The organism is Pseudomonas mangrovi (assembly GCF_003052585.1).
In the GTDB taxonomy this organism is placed as follows: Bacteria; Pseudomonadota; Gammaproteobacteria; order Pseudomonadales; family Pseudomonadaceae; genus Aquipseudomonas; species Aquipseudomonas mangrovi.
Genome location: NZ_QASN01000020.1, coordinates 507063 through 522880 on the forward strand (window position 1 = coordinate 507063; position 15818 = coordinate 522880).

Below are 15818 nucleotides of genomic sequence, written 5' to 3' on the forward strand. Positions count from 1 at the left end.
ATATGAGCAGCAGGGTAGACAGTCTGGTGGCTTCAGGTCTGGGGCTGGAGGTGCGACTGCAGGCGTGCCTGGCTCGCCTTCGCGCAGATACCGATAGCGAGGCGCTGCACGATCTGCGCATCGCGCTGCGGCGTCTGCGCAGCCTGCTACGGCCGCTGCGCAAGCTGGAGTCGGTGGCAGAACTGGATCGCGCCGCGCAGGCTGTTGGCCGTCTCAGTAGCCCCATGCGCGACGCCGAGGTGCTGCATGCCGAACTGAGCAAGCGTGGTCAGGCGCAGCTGCTCGCGGTTCACGATCTGCATTTGCGCGAGAAATACGCCCAGTTGCTGGTCGCGCCTGAACTTGCGCGACTGCAGCAGTTGCTGGGCCAATGGCCAGACAACCTGCGCGAGCAGCAGCGCGCCGGTGAGCTGGCTCGACTGGACCGACGCATTCGACGCTATCTGCGCAAGCAGCAACGCAAGTTGTGCGATGCACTGGCAGATCCGGCCCACGACCGTCATCGCCTGCGTCTGCTGATCAAGCGCTTGCGCTACGCCGATGAGGCCTACCCGGATCTGTCGCGCATGCACGCTGATTTGCGCGGCAAACTCAAGGCTGCCCAATCAGCGCTGGGCGACTGGCATGATCGTTGGCAGTGGCTGCTGCGCCTGGCTGCGGATCCCCAACTGGCGCCGATGCAGGCCGCTTGGGAAGTGGAACTGGTCAAGGCCGAGCGGCAGGCCGACCAGGCTCTCGAAGCGCTGCGTCGGGCGCTGTCTGCATAGCGGCGAGTGATCCTGGGACATTCTGCTCGACATGCGACGTACCGCCGCAGCACGGGCTGCGTTTAAGATCCGCGCTCTGCCCTGATCTGAAGGAAGCGCGTGTTCATGACTTTTCTCGAATTGATCCAGGCGGTGCGTGACGACCCGACACAGGTGACGGTGCCGGCGACCTGGGGCCAGGGGCGTGCCGGATTCGGCGGGCTGGTCGCGGCACTGGCCTACGAGGCGATGCGCGCCCAGGTGCCGGCCGAGCGACCCGTGCGCTCTCTGGCGATCACCTTTGTCGGCCCGCTGGCGGTGGATCGTCCGGCCAGCTACGAGGCTGAGGTGCTGCGCGAGGGCAAGGCCGTCAGCCAGGTGCTTGGCCGGGTTGTTCAGGATGGCCAGGTAGTGACCCTGATTCAGGGCAGCTTCGGCGCCTCGCGCAGCTCGCAGATCGAGGTGCAGGCACTGCCGGCGCCGGCGATGAAGCCCCAGAGCGAGTGCGGTGAGCGGGTCTTCGTCGCCGGACTGATGCCGGAGTTTCTTCGTTACCTGGCACTGTGCTGGGGCGAGGGCGGCCTGCCGTTCAGCAACAACAAGTCACGCCATCTGGGGGGCTGGGTACGCTTTGACGAGCCGGCCGGTGAGCCGCTGGAGGTAGCCCATCTTCTGGCCCTGGTGGATGCCTGGCCGCCGGCGGTGCTGCCGCACCTGAGCGGGTTTGCGCCGGGCAGTTCGCTGACCTGGACCATCGAGTTCGTCCAGCCGTTGCCGGCGCTCACTAGTGACCAATGGTGTCTGTACCGCGCCGAGATCGAGCATGCGCGCGATGGCTATGGCCACGTTGCCGCGGGATTGTGGAGCCCGGCCGGGGAGCTGATCGCGCTCAGTCGGCAGACGGTGACGGTGTTCGGCTGATCGCCTGACGGCACGGCCCGCGGCGCCAGGCGCTTAACCGGTCGCCGCCGTTTGCTGCCCGCGCCTTCTGCCGATCAGCGCAGGTTCATTGCCGCGTTACTCAGAGCCTGAGCTGACGTATGGCGCGGGTCAGCTCGCCCGCCAGGGCTGCCAGTTCGCCGCTGGTGGCGGCTGATTCGATGGTCTGCTGCACGGTACTTTCGGTGACGTCGCGGATGCTCACCACCGCGCGATTCATCTCCTCGGCAACCTGGCTCTGCTGCTCGGCGGCAACGGCGATCTGGGTGTTGCTCTCGCGCATCTGCGCCACCGCCTGGGTGATTGCCGCCAGCGCGGTGCCGGCCTCGACCGCTTGCTGCACGCAGCCATCGGCGCGCAGCGAGCTTTCCTGCATGAATTCGACCGCATCGCGACTGCCCGATTGCAGGGCGCTGATCATGCTGGTTATTTCGGTGGTGGAGTCCTGCACCCGCTTGGCCAGGTTGCGTACCTCATCGGCGACCACGGCGAAGCCGCGCCCCATCTCGCCGGCGCGGGCTGCCTCAATGGCGGCGTTCAGCGCAAGCAGGTTGGTCTGCTCGGCGATGCCATGGATTTCGCTGACCACGCTGCTGATCTTCTGGCTGTCGTCGGCGAGCTGCTGGATCATTTCCGCGGTCTGCTGCACGCCGACGGAGAGCGCGGAGATCGATTGCTCGACGCGGCCCACCACCTGCTGCCCTTCGCCAGCCAGATGATCGGCCTGCTTGGACTGATCGCGGGTAGCGCCCGCATGCTCGGCAATGTGGTGGACGGTGGCGGTCATCTCGTTGATCGCAGTGGCGGCCTGGTCGGTCTCGCTCTGCTGGCCAAGCATGCCCTGACGCACCTGTTCCATGCTCCGGGCCAGCCGGCTGGTGCCTTCGTCCAGGCGGGTGGCGGCCTGCGCCACGGCGCCGACCACACGCTGGTAGCCGGCCTGCATGGCATTGAAGGCGTGCGCCATCTGGCCGACTTCGTCACGGCAGTCGAGCGGCACCCGGGCGGACAGGTCACCGCTTTTCTCGACCGCGAGCATCACGTCCTTGAGGGTATTCAGATGGGTGAGGATGAAGCGGATCAGCAGCTGCGAGGCCGCCAGCAGGGCCAGCATCAGCAGGCCGACGACCACTGCGTAGGCGAGTGCGCGGTCGAGGAAGATGTCCATGATGGTCGGACCCTTGACCAGCAAGGCGACGCGCTGCTCGCCCGCGTCGATGACCTGGGCGCCCACCAGTGGCTGGCTGCCGAAGAACACCGCGTGGGGCAACTCGACCCAGCCACTGGCTCGTGCTACCAGCGGACCGTGCCCACCGGGCAAGGCCGGTGTCTCGCCGCTTCGGAACAGCAACTGCTGCGGCAGGCTGGGCAATGCCTGCCCCGCGGGCCAGCTGCGCAACAGCTCGGCCTGCTGCATGGCGCCAGCGCGCGCCTGCTCGATGCGTGCGTCGCGCTCGAGGTTCATCGCATAGAGAACCAGCAGCAGCGTGGTAAAGAAGGCGACCGCGTTGACGGCCCAGAACTTGAACTTGAGGGGAATGTCGCGAAGGCGGACGCTCATCTCGTTGTTACTTCCGTCTGCTTGAGTGTGATGGCGTTCGCATTCTGTCGAAAGCGCGACGCCCTGTCGTTGATACCCGTCAACCGCATGCGAAGAGTTTAGCGGCCATTGTGGCGGAAGCTTTAGGCGCTTTGCGACGGGCTATCCAGCACCTGCGGAAGATTGAAAAAGGCTCTGGCGCTGGCGCTGCTGTGGGCCGCCAGCTGCTCCTCGGTCTCGCCACGGTGGCGGGCGACTTCGCGCAGTACTTCGCCAAGGAAAGCCGGTTCGTTGTGCCGCGGGCGAGGGCGCAGCGTTCGCGGCAGCAGGTAGGGGGCGTCACTTTCGAGCATCAGGCGCCCTCGGGGGATTTCGCCAACCAGCTCGTGCAGATGGGTGCCGCGGCGCTCGTCGCAGATCCAGCCGGTGATGCCGATGTGCAGGTCCATGTCCAGGTAACCATAGAGGCTGCGGCGCTCACCAGTGAAGCAGTGCACCACGGCCGCCGGCAGACGGTCGCGGTAGTCACGGAGGATTTCCAGCAGACGTTGGCTGGCATCGCGTTCGTGAAGAAAGACCGGCAGCTGCAGCTCGGCGGCCAGTGTCAGCTGGGCTTCCAACGCGCGCTCCTGCTGCGGACGTGGCGAGAAGTCGCGGTTGAAGTCCAGGCCGCATTCGCCGACAGCCCGCACCCTGGCGTCGCTGAGCAACGCCTTCAGCGCGGAGGCACTGTCGCCATTCCACTCGCGCGCATCATGCGGGTGGACCCCGGCGGTGGCGAACAGCCGCTGGCCACTGGCGTCCAGTTGGCGACAGAGCTCGATGCCCTGCTCGCTGCCGTTCAGGCTGGTGCCGGTCACCAGCAGTTGGCAGACCCCGGCGGCATGCGCACGGGCGATGACCGCCTCGAGCTGGTTGGCGAAGCTTGCGTGGGTGAGATTGACGCCGATATCGATCAGTTGCATGGGACTCTCCTGCGAGCGCGGCAGGATAGCAGCGCCGGTTCGCCCTGGCATGCCGCTGGTGCCTGTGGCGCGACTGTGCGAACCTCGGCAGCCATTTTTTCGCAAGGGCGGCCGTTGCGCCGTCCCGTCGAGAGTCCGGATGCTGCGAGCGCTATTGCTGCTGTTGCTGTTGCTGCCCCTGTCGGTCCAGGCACGACTGGCTGCGCCCGATGTGTCGCTCAAGAAGGAGCAGCCGCCAGCGCAGGGACAGCGTGATCTGGCGCAAATTCGCGAGAGCGGCGTACTGCGGGTGCTGCTCAATCAGAGCAGGCACAGCTCGGGCGAAGTGCGCGGTGCGGTCATCGGCCTGGAGCTGCAGCGCCTGCGAGCCTTCGAGCGGGCACTCAACGAGCGTCCCGGCGCTGCAGCGATTCGACTGCAGATGGTGCCGGTGCCCAAGGATCAGCTGCTCGAAGCCCTGCGCCAGGGACGGGGCGACCTGGTGGCCTCGGGAGAACTCTTCGATGCGCCTGCCGGGCCGTTGCTTAGCGCCAGTACACCGATTGCCAGCGATGTGCCGCTGGTGGTGGTCGCGCGTCAGGGCAATCGGCGTTACACCCGTCTGCAGGACCTCTCCGGACGCGTGTTCGCCTTGCCGGCAGGCAGTGCGGCGGTACCGGCACTGCAGCAGCTGAATCGCGATCTGCGCGCGCGCGGCCTTGAACCACTCGATTACGAGCTGATGGATGCCAGCCTGGCGGTGGAAGACGTGCTCGAACTGGTGCACAGCGGTGTGGTGCCGCTGACGGTGGTCGAACTACCGATCGCCCAGCGTTGGGCGGGGGTCTACTCACGCTTGCGCGTCGACCGGCACATGGTCCTGGCCAAGGACGCCGATCTTGCCTGGTACGTGCGGCGTGATGCGCCGAACCTCCTGGCCAGGGTCAATGGCTTCCTTCACCAGCAATCGACCTCGCCCCAGGCGGACGCCGAACTGCGGCGCCTTTACCGCAGCACCTATCGTCTGCAGAACCCGCTCGGGCGTGTCGAGCTGACGCGTCTGCAGCGGGTCGGTCCAGTGCTGCAGCGGCACGCTGTGGAGCAGGAGCTGGACTGGTCGTTGCTCGCCGCACTGGCCTTCAAGGAGTCCACGCTCAATCCCAATGCACGGGGTTCGGGCGGAGCCAGCGGCCTGATGCAGATCACGCCGGCGACCGCACGCGCCGTTGGCGTCAGCGATCCGGCGGGCGTGGACAGCAATGTGCGGGCGGCTTCGCGCTATCTGGCGCGCCTGCGGGACCGGCACTTTGCCAGCCCGAGCATCGCCGAGCGTGAACGCCGGGCCTTTGTCCTGGCGGCCTACAACATGGGGCCGCAGAGGGTTCAGCAGATGCGCGACGAGGCTCGCCGTCGGGGCCTGGACGCCGACCGTTGGTTCTTCAGTGTTGAGCGCATTGCGCTGGAGCAGATGGGGCTGCGCGGCGGCAACTACGTCAATGCGGTGAACAAGTACTACCTGATCTACCGCCGCGAGCGCGACTACCTGCCGCGCTGACTCAGCGCTCCCGCGCGGCGGCCACTTCCAGCGCTGCGTCCAGACGCAGGCGCTCGCCGTCGGAGAAGCTCTCGCGTTCCAGCTGCTCGATGGCGGTGGCCTTGTCGCCGGCACTCAGGCCCTGGTTCTGTTCGATCCTGCTGCGCGCCTGCCGGTAGTCGCCAAGTCGCTTCTGCCAGTCGCTGCGCTGCGCGTCGAGCTGCTCCAGACGACGGGTCGCCTCGCCGCCTACCAGTTGCAGGCGCAGGCTGCGAATTTCTTCGGCGGACGCGCCGCGCTCCTGCAGCGCCTGGGTCTGGCTGCGCAGCTCGATCTGCATCTGGGCGGCCATCTGTTCGCTGGTGGCTTCCGGCATCTGTGCCCGCAGCTGGTCTATAGCCCGGGCCTTGGCGGCATCGTCCAGGCTGCGGTCATGCAGGATCGCCAGGCGTTCCAGGCTGAAGCGGCCCAGGGCCTCCTCGTCAGCGAAGAAGGCGCTATGGGCCTCGGCGCTGAAGAGGCGAGCGCGCAGCGCCCGTACCGCGGCGTCGCGCTGGCGCAGCAGCGCAAGATCCGCACGCTGTGGCAGGTCGCGCTCCAGTTGCACCAGCTCGCGCTTGTACTCCAGATACTGTGCCAGCAGCGCCAGCGCCTGACTGCGCGCGGGTTCCTGCAGCTGTTCGCCGATGTACTGCTGCAGGCGTGCAATGCTGCGCTTGTAGGGTTCCTCGCCGATGGTGCTGAGGAAGTAGTCGAAGAGGCGGCGAATGTCCTGGTTGATGACCAGGTTGCCTGCCTCATCCAGAAGAAATGCGCCGTCGATTGCAGTGCCACGCAAAGAGCCGGGAAGGCTGTTGCGTGCGTTCTGCGGCGCTGCGTCGGCTGTCACGGACACTGCGTTGCGCGGCGTCGCAGCAGGCGCCGATGTGGGCGACGGCAAACTTGCGTTGCGGGTCGGTGCCGGTGGGTCCAGCGGCTGCCAGTAGAGCACCAGCGCAAGGCTGGAAATGAAGAACAGCGGAACGAGGAAGAGCAACTTTTTCAACGGATGGGCCCGGTGCGTGTGCAGGGTGAATGCCGGGGCCTTACGACCCCGGCGCTGTCGGTCAGAGACCGGCGTTCTTCAAGCGGTTGGCCTGCTGGCGATAGACGCTGACCGGGTCGGTCTCGAACAGGCTGGTGAGGCCGAAGGTCTGGTTGACCTCGTCGAGGTGGTTCATCCGGTAGTTGTCGCGGATGACCATGCCCAGACGCGAGCTGCAGCGGCCGACCAGGCCGTCGTTCGGGCCGGAGAAGGTCAGCGAGGAAGCGCCCATCAGTGCATCGCTGGGGTCGAGCAGGTTGGTCAGAGGACTGGTGCCACTCCAGGAGTAGTAGCGCACGCCGTTGACGCTGTAGGCGCCTTCGCCGCAGGCGGTGGTGGGAAGGCCCTGCGGATACTTGGCATTGAAGCGCGCAGCGCCTTCGCTGTTGAGCGACTCGAGCGAACCGAGGGAGTTCTGCGGGTTGGTGCTCGGGCTGCCGGAAAGGAAGTGAATCAGCGCGCCCATGCCGTTGACGATGCCGGCCAGCAGCGCTTCACCGGCAGAGCCCGGCGGGACCTGGCGCAGGAAGTCGGCGGCGTCCGAGCCCTTGTGCGGCGCACCCACGCTGGTCACGGAGGCGATCAGATCCGGGCGCACGGCGGCGACATAGCGAATGGTCGGGCCGCCGTGACTGTGGCCGATCAGATTGACCTTGCCCTTGCCACTGATGGCAACGATTTCCTCGACCTGCTCGAGCAACTCCTCGCCGCGGGTTTCGGAGGTGTTCAGCTGGCTGACCTGGGTGATGTAGACGGTGGCGCCATCCCGGCGCAGCGCCTGGGGAATGCCGAACCAGTAGTCGATGCCGAGGATGCTGTCGAAACCGAGCATGCCGTGGGTCAGCACCACGGGATATTTGGTCTTGGTGTAGTTGCTGGAAAAAAGCGACGCCTGGGCAGCGCTACTGAGCGCAAGACCGGCACCAAGGCAGAGGGCGAGCATGGTTTTCTTGTTGTTCATTGAGAGCTCTCGTGGATGAGTTGTGCAATCCGTTTCCGGCTGCCGGACCTTCCTCGGTCGGGTACTGCAGCCGGTGGCGAAGCGCAGGATTCATGCCACTTTGCGGCGGGATAGAGCAAAGGCTCTAGCATGCGGATGCGGGTGATCCAGGCAGCCAAAGAGAAGAGCAGGGCGGACGCTTGGCGTTACGCCTGGAAACGCAGTTGAGAGCTGCTGTGCGGTAAAAATGCGAGAAACGGTAGCGAAGTTCGTCGAAATGACGAGTTAGTCCAAAGATGACCGATAGTTCACGAAAAGCTGCCCGGACTTTAGCGGTAGTCGATCTCGATCAGGTACCACAGGCGTTCGCCGGTGGGGGTCGCCACCCTTACCTCTGCATCCAACGACTTGCCGAGCAGGGCCCGGGCCAGTGGCGAGTCGATGCTGATCAACCCGCTCTTGAGGTCCAGCTCGTCCGGGCCGACGATCCGGTAGCGCGTCTGCTCGCCCTGTTCATCTTCCAGGGTTACCCAGGCGCCGAAGTACACCTTGTTCGGATCGCTGGGGCGCTGCGCGACCACCTTGAGGCTTTCCAGACGCTTGGTAAGGAAGCGCACGCGACTATCGATCTCGCGCAGCATCTTCTTGCCATAGATGTACTCGGCGTTTTCCGAGCGATCACCCAGCGCCGCCGCCTCGCTCACCGCCTGGGTCACTTGCGGTCTGCGCACATGCCAGAGCTCGTGCAGTTCGGCGCGCAGACGCGCCTCTCCCTCTGCGGTGATCAGTGCGGTGCCTGCGGTGCGGGGAGGGCGGTAGCGACTCAAGGTGATTGTCCCGTCTGGAGGTCAGGCGCTGCGCAGCAGGCTCAGCGGGCTGGCGCTGAGCGCCTTGCGTGTACCCAGGGTGCCGGCGAACACGATCAGCGCAGCGCCGAAAACCGGCAGCAGCAGCAGCCAGGGATGCGGAGCCCAGACCAGATCGAAAACCTGCCGGTAGAGCAGGTAGCTGACCAACTCGCAGCCCAGCGCGGCGAGCAGCCCGCTGGCGGCGCCGAGCACGGCAAACTCGGCGCGCCGCGCATTGAGCAGCAGTGAGCGCCGCGCACCCAGGGCGCGGAGCAGTGCACCCTGGCGCAGGCGTTCGTCCAGCGTCGCCTGCAGGCCGGCAAACAGTACGCAGAGTCCTGCGGCGAGGACGAACAGCAACACGTATTCCACGGCCAGCGTCACCTGCGCCAGGATCGCCCGCAATTGCGCCAGTATCGCTTCGACCTGCAGCAGGGTGGCACTGGGAAAGCTTCGCGACAGCGCTACCAACTCGCGTTCGCTGTCGGGCGGCAGGTAGAAGCTGGTCAGGTAGGTGGCAGGCAGATCTTCCAGCGTGCCGGGCTCGAAGATCATGAAGAAGTTGGGCTTGAAACTGTCCCACTCGACGCTGCGCAGGCTGCGAATCTGCACATCGCGCTCCAGGCCGCCGACGTTGAAGGTCAGGCGATCGCCCAACTTCAGGTCCAGACGCGCCGCCAACTCCGCTTCTACCGACACGCCCGGCAGCTCGCCAGGTTGCAGCGGCTGCCACCATTGCCCGGCCGTCAGGCGATTGCCCTCGGGCAGCTCGGCCGACCAGGTCAGGCTCAGGTCGCGGCGCAGCGCGTTGTCGCCACCTTCTTCCTTGGTTACGGCGCGGCGTACCGGGACAGCGTTGATTTCCATCAGGCGGCCGGGAGTTACCGGATAGAGGGTTGGCGTCTCGCTGGAAAGGGCGGCGACGCGGGCGGCAAAAGCCTCCTTTTCCGCCGGCAGTACATTCAGGGCGAAATGGTTGGGCGAGTTCTCCGGCAGCTGGGCCTGCCAGTTGTCGAGAAGCTCTCCGCGGAGCAGGGCTACCAGGGCCATGGACATCAGGATCAGACCGAAGGCCAGTGCCTGTCCGGCGGCAGCGAGTGGATGACGCAACAACTGGCCGACGCCCAGACGCCAGGACAGCGACGCATTCTCCAGCAGGCGCCTGGCGCCACGCAGGAGCTGCAGCATCAGCCCGCCCAGCAGCAGAGTGGCGACCAGGCCGCCGCCCAGCAGTGACAGGGTCAGCCCAAGATCAAGGCTGAGGCGCCACATGATCAGGCCTAGCGCGAGCAGGGCCGTGCCATATATCAGCCAGCTACTGGGAGGGACCGGCAGCGCGTCGCTGCGCAGTACGCGCAGTGGTGGAACCCGGCCAAGGGCGGCGAGTGGCGGCAGGGCAAAGCCGGCCAGTGCCACCAGGCCGGTGGCGATCCCGGCCAGGGCCGGCAATGCGCCTGCGCCGGGAACGTCAGCGGGCAACAGATCGCCGAGCAGCATGAACAGGACATGCTGACCGAACCAGCCGAGGAGTGCGCCGAGGGAGCTGGCCAAGAGTCCGAGCAGGGCAAGCTGCAGGCAGTAGAAGCCCAGCGCCTGACGGCGGGAAAGGCCCAGGCAGCGCAGCAGCGCACTGGCGTCGTAACGGCGCACGGCAAAGCGTGTGGCGGACAGCGCCACGGCGACACCACACAGCAGGATCGCGGCAAGGCTGGCCAGATTCAGATAGCGCTCGGCGCGGCCCAGCGCTCCGCCAATCTGGCGGTTGCCGCCGCGTGCGTCTTCCAGCTTCTGCTGCGGCTTGAGATCGGCCTCGACCTCCTGACGGTAGCGCGCCAGCGCATCCGTCGAGCCACTCCACAGATCGCGATAGCGCACTCGGCTGCCGGGCTGGATCACGCCGGTTTCGGCAAGGTCGTCGAGGTGCATCAGCACGCGTGGATTGAAGCTGTAAAAGTCGCCCGCGCGATCCGGTTCGTGGGTAAGGACGCGGGTGAGTCGCAGGCGCTTGTCACCTACCTCTATCTCGTCCCCCGGGGCCAGGCTCAGCGCAGCGAAAAGACGGGCCTCCGCCCAAGCCTCGCCCGGCCGGGGTCCTTGCGAGACCTCGTCGGCCAGGTAGGGCGCGCTTGCGCTACGCAGATTGCCGCGCAGGGGATAGCGGCTGTCGGCGGCCTTGACCGCGGCGAGCTGGATGTCCTGGTCGGTCGCTATGACGCTGGAAAACTCGACCACTCTGGCGTGGGTAAGCCCAAACTTCAGACCGCTGTCGATCTGCTGCGGAGCAGGGCTCAGACTGCCGCTCAGCTGCAGGTCGGCGCCGAGGAACTCGGTGGCGCGCAGCAGCATGGCGCCATTGAGACGGGCGCTGAAGTAGCCGATCGCGCTGCTGGCCGTCACCGCAACCAGCAGTGCGAAGAACAGTACCCGCAGCTCTCCAGCGTGCGATTCGCGCATCAGCTGACGCGCTGCCAGGCGCAGCAGGCGGGTGAAGGGCAGGTTGGTCATGCTGGCTCCGCCGCGCCTACGATGCGACCGGCGTCCAGACGGATCTGGCGCTGGCAACGTGCGGCCAGCCGCGGGTCATGGGTGACCAGGATCAGCGTGGTGCCGCGCTCGCGGTTGAGTTCAAAAAGCAGGTCGCAGATGTGCTCGCCGGTATGGCTGTCGAGATTGCCGGTCGGTTCGTCAGCAAACATGATTTTCGGGTCGGCAGCGAATGCGCGAGCGATTGCCACGCGCTGCTGTTCTCCGCCGGAGAGTTGGCGGGGTGAATGGCTCAGGCGTTCGCCCAAGCCTACTCGGCCGAGCAGCTCGGTGGCGCGCTCGCGGGCGTTGGCGTGGCCCTCGAGCTCCAGTGGCAGCATGACGTTTTCCAGTGCATTGAGGCTGTCGAGCAACTGGAACGACTGGAAGACGAAGCCCACCTGCTCCGCACGCACGCGAGCGCGCTGGTCCTCGTCGAGACGTTCAAGAATTTGCCCGGCGAGCTCAACGCTGCCTTCGCTGGGCAGATCCAGGCCAGCCAGAAGGCCGAGCAGGGTGGATTTGCCCGATCCGGAGCTGCCGATGATGGCCAGGCTGTCGCCTGCCATCACGTCCAGTTCGATGCTGTCGAGAATCCGCAGCTCTCCTTCCGCGCTAGGGACGACTTTGCTAAGGTTCCGCGCACTCAGGATGCTGACGTTCATGGGGAATCCGATGTGTAGATGGTTGGCCGGAAGTCTTCTGGCCCTGATGTTGTGCGCTCAGCATCTGGCCGCCGCGCCTGTTCTGGTCGTCGGCGATAGTATCAGCGCCGCTTTTGGCCTGGATACCGCCAGCGGCTGGGTCGCATTGCTGGAACAGCGCATGCGCGAGCGGGGTTACCAGCAGCCGCTGGTGAACGCGTCGATCAGCGGAGACACCAGTTCCGGCGGGCTCTCGCGCCTGCCGCGACTGCTCAAGGAACATGCCCCTGAACTGGTGATTATCGAGCTGGGAGGCAACGATGGCCTGCGTGGCCAGCACCCCCGTCAATTGCAACATAATCTTGCGGCGATGATTGATCTCTCCACTGGCAGCGGCGCTAAAGTGCTTCTTCTGGGAATGCAGATTCCACCCAACTATGGTCGCCGCTACACCGAGGCGTTCGCCCAGGTGTATCCGCAACTGGCCGAGGAGAAGCAGGTGGTTCTGGTGCCGTTCTTCCTCGAAGGCGTGGCAGGCGTGCCGGGGATGATGCAGTCGGACGGCATTCACCCGACGCTGCAGGCTCAGCCGCAGTTGCTGGAAAACGTCTGGCCGTTCCTCGCGCCATTGCTCTGATACTTCCGGCTGGAGGGCCTTTGCGCTACTGTTCGCCTCCGTTGCGGAGTTGCCGATGACGCGTCACGCCTGGTCCCTGCATGCCTTCCAGATGATCGTTCCCGACGAGCAGCTCGACCTGTTCGCCTGCAGGGAGGCGCGGCTGCACCTGGTTGCCCGTCAGCTGGAGCTTTCCGGGGAGGCTGATCGCACCCTGTGTGGCAGCCTGCTGCCCGCACAGCCTCGCTGGCAGAGCGTGGAGCGGGAGAAACTTCGGGACCGCCGGCTCTGTGCTGCCTGCAGGGACGCGCTGACAGCCCATCGTCGCGGTCAGCGTGGTGAATGGTCACCACGCTGAGACTCCCGGATCGCTTGGCCCGCGTGTACAATTCACGCTCTCAAGAACCCTTTCAAGGAACCCTCAGGATGTTGTCGCGCGCCTCGCTCGTCGCTCGTTCCCTGGCACTGTCTGCTGCCGTCTCGGCTGGCTCGGTGTCCGCGCTCGAGCTGCCTCTGCCTCCCCCGGGGGAGGATATCGTCGGCCAGATCCAGGTCATCGCGGCTCGTTATGAAGACACCTTCGCCGACCTGGGGACCGCCAACGATCTGGGTTATCTGGAGATGGTCGCCGCGAATCCCGGTGTTGACCCCTGGTTGCCGGGAGAGGGAACCGAGATCATTCTGCCGACCCGCTACATTCTGCCGCCGGGTCCGCGCGAGGGCATCGTCATCAACCTCGCCGAATATCGCCTCTACTATTTCCCCAAGGGGCAGAACGTCGTTCATACCTTTCCCCTGGGTATCGGGCGTGAGGGCTGGGATTCGCCTATCGCGAATACGCGTATTACGGCGAAGACGCCCAACCCGGCCTGGTATCCGCCCAAATCGATTCGCGAGGAGCATGCCGCGGACGGCGATCCCTTGCCTACAGTAGTGCCGCCTGGCCCGGACAATCCGCTGGGGCCGTTCAAGATGACTCTGGGCGTTCCGGGATATCTGATTCATGGCTCGAACAAGAAGTTTGGTATCGGTATGCGGGTAAGTCATGGCTGTTTCCGCATGCTAAATCACAATGTTCTGCAGCTGGCTTCGATGGCGCCGGTGGGTACTTCGGTGCGCATTATCAATGAGCCGTACAAGTTCGGCGTCAGTGGCGGGCGGGTCTATCTGGAAGCCCACGCGCCCTTGGTGGATGAGGGTGAGGCTTCTGTCGTGGACAAGCATGCTGCGGTAATCAATGCCCTAATCAAGCAGGAAGGCCTGATCAACGAACTACGTCTGGATTGGGAAGTGGTGCGCGAAATAGTCGCTGCAGAGGATGGTCTGCCTATCGAGATCGCGGTTCCGTTGGATGAGGCACTTATCGCCGCGGAAGCGCTGCCCCAGTAATGGGGCGTGGTCCCAGCCCAGGTTGAAGGTGCATGCATTCTGTCTGGGCACGCCAGACGCACGAATAGTTTTTTTGAAGTGGAACTGACATAAAAAAAGCCGACCCAAGGGTCGGCTTTTTTCATAGCCCTAGGGCTATTACTTGCGGCTAGCCTTTTCCAGCATGCGCAGGGCACGCTCGTTGGCTTCGTCGGCAGTCTGCTGAGCTTTCTGAGCAGCAGCCAGAGCCTCGTCAGCCTTGCGGTAGGCTTCGTCGGCACGAGCTTGAGCGCGAGCGGCTGCATCTTCAGTTGCAGTCAGACGTGCTTCGGTTTCTTTGGATACGCTGCTGCAACCGGTAGCCAGGACAGCTGCCAGGGCCAGAGCAGAGAATTTCAGAACGTTGTTCATCGTTTTCCCCTTAAGGTGGACTTCCATAAAGCAATTTCCCAATAAGAGAAATTAGCCGGCCTACATACTACTCATTACTTTTAGTAAGTAAACGGAGGCGGCGCAAGAGCGGTGCTTTTTTTTATCTGTTGGATGATTTCTGTACAGCTTTTGGGGGGCGCAGAAAAAAATGTGCGGTTTTTCCCGGTGCGAGCGTCTAGGGTGCGGATGGCGGTGCTGTCAGGGGGCCTGACAGCAACCGTCCAAGTGCGTTAAGTTGCGCAAAAAACAATAAGGCAGAGGTCTAACATGCTTGGAAATTTTGGGCTGCTCGCCGGCCTGGCGTTGCTCATCTTCATGGCCTTGCGCGGGGTGAACATCTTCATCGCTGCGCTGGTGTGCTCTCTGGTAGTTGCCTTGACCAACGGCCTGTTGCTGCCAAAGGCGTTCCTCGAGTACTTCCCGTTCGGTCCGCTGGGTGCATTCACCTTCGCCGGAAAGTTCTTCATCCTGTTCCTGTGCGGTGCGATCTTCGGCAAGGTCATGGCGACCAGCCAGGCCGCCCGCAGTATCGCGCTGGCGATCACGCAGAGCCTGGGGACCAAGCGTACCTTGTGGATAGGTATGCTGGTCTGCGCTCTGCTGACCTATGGCGGGGTGGTCGTTTTCGTGGTGGTCTTCACCATGTATCCGCTGGGTATCACGCTGATGCGCGAGGCAAACCTGCCGAAGCGGATCTGGTGTGCAGCGACCTCGTTGGGTGCTGGCACCTTCACCATGACGGCGCTGCCGGGCACGCCTTCTATTCATAACGTCATCGCGGCCTCCGCGCTGGGTACGGATCTGTTCGCGGGGGCCTGGATCGGTATCCTCGCTTCGCTGCTGATGATCGCGATGGGCATGTGGTACGTCGAGCGGGAATGGCGCCTGGCCCGGGTCACTGGCGAGGGTTTTGTGCCCAATGCCCAGGACCTGCGCATGGAAGAAATGGCTGGAGCACCGGGCGTCGGCCCGCACTGGGGCATGGCCATCGTGCCGATCCTGGTGGTGCTGGGCATCATCATGTCGCCGCGCCTGCTTACGCTCAGCGGCCTGGTTACTGTGGGCGAGGGCAGTCTTGGACAGATCGTCGCCTTCAGTCAGCAGCAGCCCATCCTCTGGCCGAGCCTGGCACTGATGATAGCCACTGCGGTCGCGATCCTGCTGTTCCCGACGCTACGGCGTAATACGCTGCGTATCCTCGGACAGGGCGCCGATGATTCGATCATGCCGCTGCTGAATACTGCGGCGGTAATCGGGTTCGGCGGCGTGGTGACTCAGACTGCAGGTTTCGGCCATTTCGCACAGTGGATCATCAGTGTCGACATGCCGCCGCTGCTGTCGGTATTCGCCTCGGTTAGCGTGGTGTCCGGCATCGTCGGCTCCTCCTCCGGCGGCCTGCAGATATTCATGCAGACGCTGGCGCCGAAGTATCTCGAGATGGGCGTCGAGCCGGAAATCCTCCACCGGATATCCAATATCGCTGCTGGCGGTCTGGACTCGTTGCCGCATTGCGGCGCCGTGATCGCCACACTGATGATCATGGGTCTGACGCACAAGCAGGCGTACAAGGACATTTTCATCATCACCGTACTGGTACCGGTGATCACCTGCCTGATCTGCATTGGCGTACTGAGCGTCTTGAGCTAGCTTTTCCGGTCTG

At 64.6% G+C, this 15818-nt stretch carries 15 protein-coding genes and 1 pseudogene; 7 read left to right on the forward strand and 9 right to left on the reverse strand.

The window, feature by feature from the left end; all coding sequences use genetic code 11:
• Nucleotides 1-2 precede the first annotated feature (2 nt).
• Nucleotides 3-767, forward strand: a complete 765-nt coding sequence (locus DBO85_RS15035) for a CHAD domain-containing protein (protein ID WP_108108072.1) — start codon at nt 3-5, stop codon at nt 765-767.
• 105 nt (nt 768-872) lie between these two features.
• Entirely contained in the window at nt 873-1667 is a 795-nt protein-coding gene (locus DBO85_RS15040; RefSeq protein WP_108108073.1) for an acyl-CoA thioesterase, read from the forward strand.
• A 100-nt stretch (nt 1668-1767) separates the two neighbouring features.
• On the opposite strand, the gene DBO85_RS19755 is transcribed toward DBO85_RS15040, so the two are convergent.
• The 3 genes and pseudogenes from DBO85_RS19755 to DBO85_RS15050 all read right to left on the reverse strand — a co-directional run bounded on the left by DBO85_RS19755 (nt 1768) and on the right by DBO85_RS15050 (nt 4190).
• Entirely contained in the window at nt 1768-2316 is a 549-nt protein-coding gene (locus tag DBO85_RS19755; protein WP_407681480.1) for a methyl-accepting chemotaxis protein, read from the reverse strand.
• A 321-nt stretch (nt 2317-2637) separates the two neighbouring features.
• Nucleotides 2638-3246 (reverse strand): annotated as a pseudogene (locus DBO85_RS19760) (HAMP domain-containing protein); the annotation flags it as partial.
• A 122-nt stretch (nt 3247-3368) separates the two neighbouring features.
• Nucleotides 3369-4190 carry a TatD family hydrolase gene (locus DBO85_RS15050; RefSeq protein ID WP_108108075.1) on the reverse strand — a complete coding sequence of 274 codons (822 nt, stop codon included), beginning with the start codon at nt 4188-4190 and terminating at the stop codon, nt 3369-3371.
• Nucleotides 4191-4329: 139 nt separating this feature from the next.
• Here DBO85_RS15050 and DBO85_RS15055 point away from each other — a divergent pair, with 139 nt between their 5' ends.
• Nucleotides 4330-5724: an MltF family protein gene (locus tag DBO85_RS15055; RefSeq protein WP_108108076.1), complete on the forward strand. Its 1395-nt coding sequence runs from the start codon at nt 4330-4332 to the stop codon at nt 5722-5724.
• A gap of 1 nt (nt 5725) precedes the next feature.
• Here the strand turns inward: DBO85_RS15055 and DBO85_RS15060 are convergent, their stop codons facing one another.
• From DBO85_RS15060 to DBO85_RS15080, 5 genes are all read right to left on the reverse strand, one after another.
• Nucleotides 5726-6748 (reverse strand): lipase secretion chaperone, encoded by a 1023-nt coding sequence (locus DBO85_RS15060; protein WP_108108077.1) that lies wholly within the window; start codon nt 6746-6748, stop codon nt 5726-5728.
• A 61-nt stretch (nt 6749-6809) separates the two neighbouring features.
• Nucleotides 6810-7748 carry a triacylglycerol lipase gene (locus DBO85_RS15065; protein ID WP_108108078.1) on the reverse strand — a complete coding sequence of 313 codons (939 nt, stop codon included), beginning with the start codon at nt 7746-7748 and terminating at the stop codon, nt 6810-6812.
• Nucleotides 7749-8056: 308 nt separating this feature from the next.
• Nucleotides 8057-8554: a transcription elongation factor GreB gene (gene greB / locus DBO85_RS15070; RefSeq protein WP_108108079.1), complete on the reverse strand. Its 498-nt coding sequence runs from the start codon at nt 8552-8554 to the stop codon at nt 8057-8059.
• 21 nt (nt 8555-8575) lie between these two features.
• A complete protein-coding gene (locus DBO85_RS15075) occupies nt 8576-11080 on the reverse strand; it encodes an ABC transporter permease (RefSeq protein WP_108108080.1) in 2505 nt (834 codons plus the stop codon).
• Nucleotides 11077-11763, reverse strand: a complete 687-nt coding sequence (locus DBO85_RS15080; protein WP_108108081.1) for an ABC transporter ATP-binding protein — start codon at nt 11761-11763, stop codon at nt 11077-11079. The genes DBO85_RS15075 and DBO85_RS15080 overlap by 4 nt, the downstream gene beginning before the upstream one ends.
• A gap of 10 nt (nt 11764-11773) precedes the next feature.
• Here DBO85_RS15080 and DBO85_RS15085 point away from each other — a divergent pair, with 10 nt between their 5' ends.
• The 3 genes from DBO85_RS15085 (at nt 11774) to DBO85_RS15095 (ending at nt 13747) form a co-directional block, all read left to right on the forward strand.
• Entirely contained in the window at nt 11774-12379 is a 606-nt protein-coding gene (locus DBO85_RS15085) for an arylesterase (RefSeq protein WP_108108375.1), read from the forward strand.
• A 55-nt stretch (nt 12380-12434) separates the two neighbouring features.
• Nucleotides 12435-12716, forward strand: coding sequence for a hypothetical protein (locus DBO85_RS15090; protein ID WP_108108082.1), 282 nt, complete (start codon nt 12435-12437; stop codon nt 12714-12716).
• Nucleotides 12717-12784: 68 nt separating this feature from the next.
• Nucleotides 12785-13747 (forward strand): L,D-transpeptidase family protein, encoded by a 963-nt coding sequence (locus DBO85_RS15095; protein ID WP_108108083.1) that lies wholly within the window; start codon nt 12785-12787, stop codon nt 13745-13747.
• A 138-nt stretch (nt 13748-13885) separates the two neighbouring features.
• Here the strand turns inward: DBO85_RS15095 and oprI are convergent, their stop codons facing one another.
• Nucleotides 13886-14137 (reverse strand): outer membrane lipoprotei OprI, encoded by a 252-nt coding sequence (gene oprI / locus DBO85_RS15100; protein WP_003448337.1) that lies wholly within the window; start codon nt 14135-14137, stop codon nt 13886-13888.
• Between the two features lie 288 nt (nt 14138-14425).
• Here oprI and DBO85_RS15105 point away from each other — a divergent pair, with 288 nt between their 5' ends.
• Nucleotides 14426-15805 carry a GntP family permease gene (locus DBO85_RS15105; protein WP_108108084.1) on the forward strand — a complete coding sequence of 460 codons (1380 nt, stop codon included), beginning with the start codon at nt 14426-14428 and terminating at the stop codon, nt 15803-15805.
• The last annotated feature ends 13 nt before the right edge of the window (nt 15806-15818 follow it).

Coding starts and splice junctions, on each gene's coding strand:
- DBO85_RS15055 (WP_108108076.1), top strand. CDS start 4,330: ATGCTGCGAGCGCTATTGCTGCTGTTGCTGTTGCTGCCCCTGTCGGTC.
- DBO85_RS15035 (WP_108108072.1), top strand. CDS start 3: ATGAGCAGCAGGGTAGACAGTCTGGTGGCTTCAGGTCTGGGGCTGGAG.
- DBO85_RS15105 (WP_108108084.1), top strand. CDS start 14,426: ATGCTTGGAAATTTTGGGCTGCTCGCCGGCCTGGCGTTGCTCATCTTC.
- oprI (WP_003448337.1), bottom strand. CDS start 14,137: ATGAACAACGTTCTGAAATTCTCTGCTCTGGCCCTGGCAGCTGTCCTG.
- DBO85_RS15040 (WP_108108073.1), top strand. CDS start 873: ATGACTTTTCTCGAATTGATCCAGGCGGTGCGTGACGACCCGACACAG.
- DBO85_RS15095 (WP_108108083.1), top strand. CDS start 12,785: ATGTTGTCGCGCGCCTCGCTCGTCGCTCGTTCCCTGGCACTGTCTGCT.
- DBO85_RS15085 (WP_108108375.1), top strand. CDS start 11,774: ATGTGTAGATGGTTGGCCGGAAGTCTTCTGGCCCTGATGTTGTGCGCT.
- DBO85_RS15065 (WP_108108078.1), bottom strand. CDS start 7,748: ATGAACAACAAGAAAACCATGCTCGCCCTCTGCCTTGGTGCCGGTCTT.
- DBO85_RS15090 (WP_108108082.1), top strand. CDS start 12,435: ATGACGCGTCACGCCTGGTCCCTGCATGCCTTCCAGATGATCGTTCCC.
- DBO85_RS15080 (WP_108108081.1), bottom strand. CDS start 11,763: ATGAACGTCAGCATCCTGAGTGCGCGGAACCTTAGCAAAGTCGTCCCT.
- DBO85_RS19755 (WP_407681480.1), bottom strand. CDS start 2,316: ATGATCCAGCAGCTCGCCGACGACAGCCAGAAGATCAGCAGCGTGGTC.
- DBO85_RS15075 (WP_108108080.1), bottom strand. CDS start 11,080: ATGACCAACCTGCCCTTCACCCGCCTGCTGCGCCTGGCAGCGCGTCAG.
- DBO85_RS15050 (WP_108108075.1), bottom strand. CDS start 4,190: ATGCAACTGATCGATATCGGCGTCAATCTCACCCACGCAAGCTTCGCC.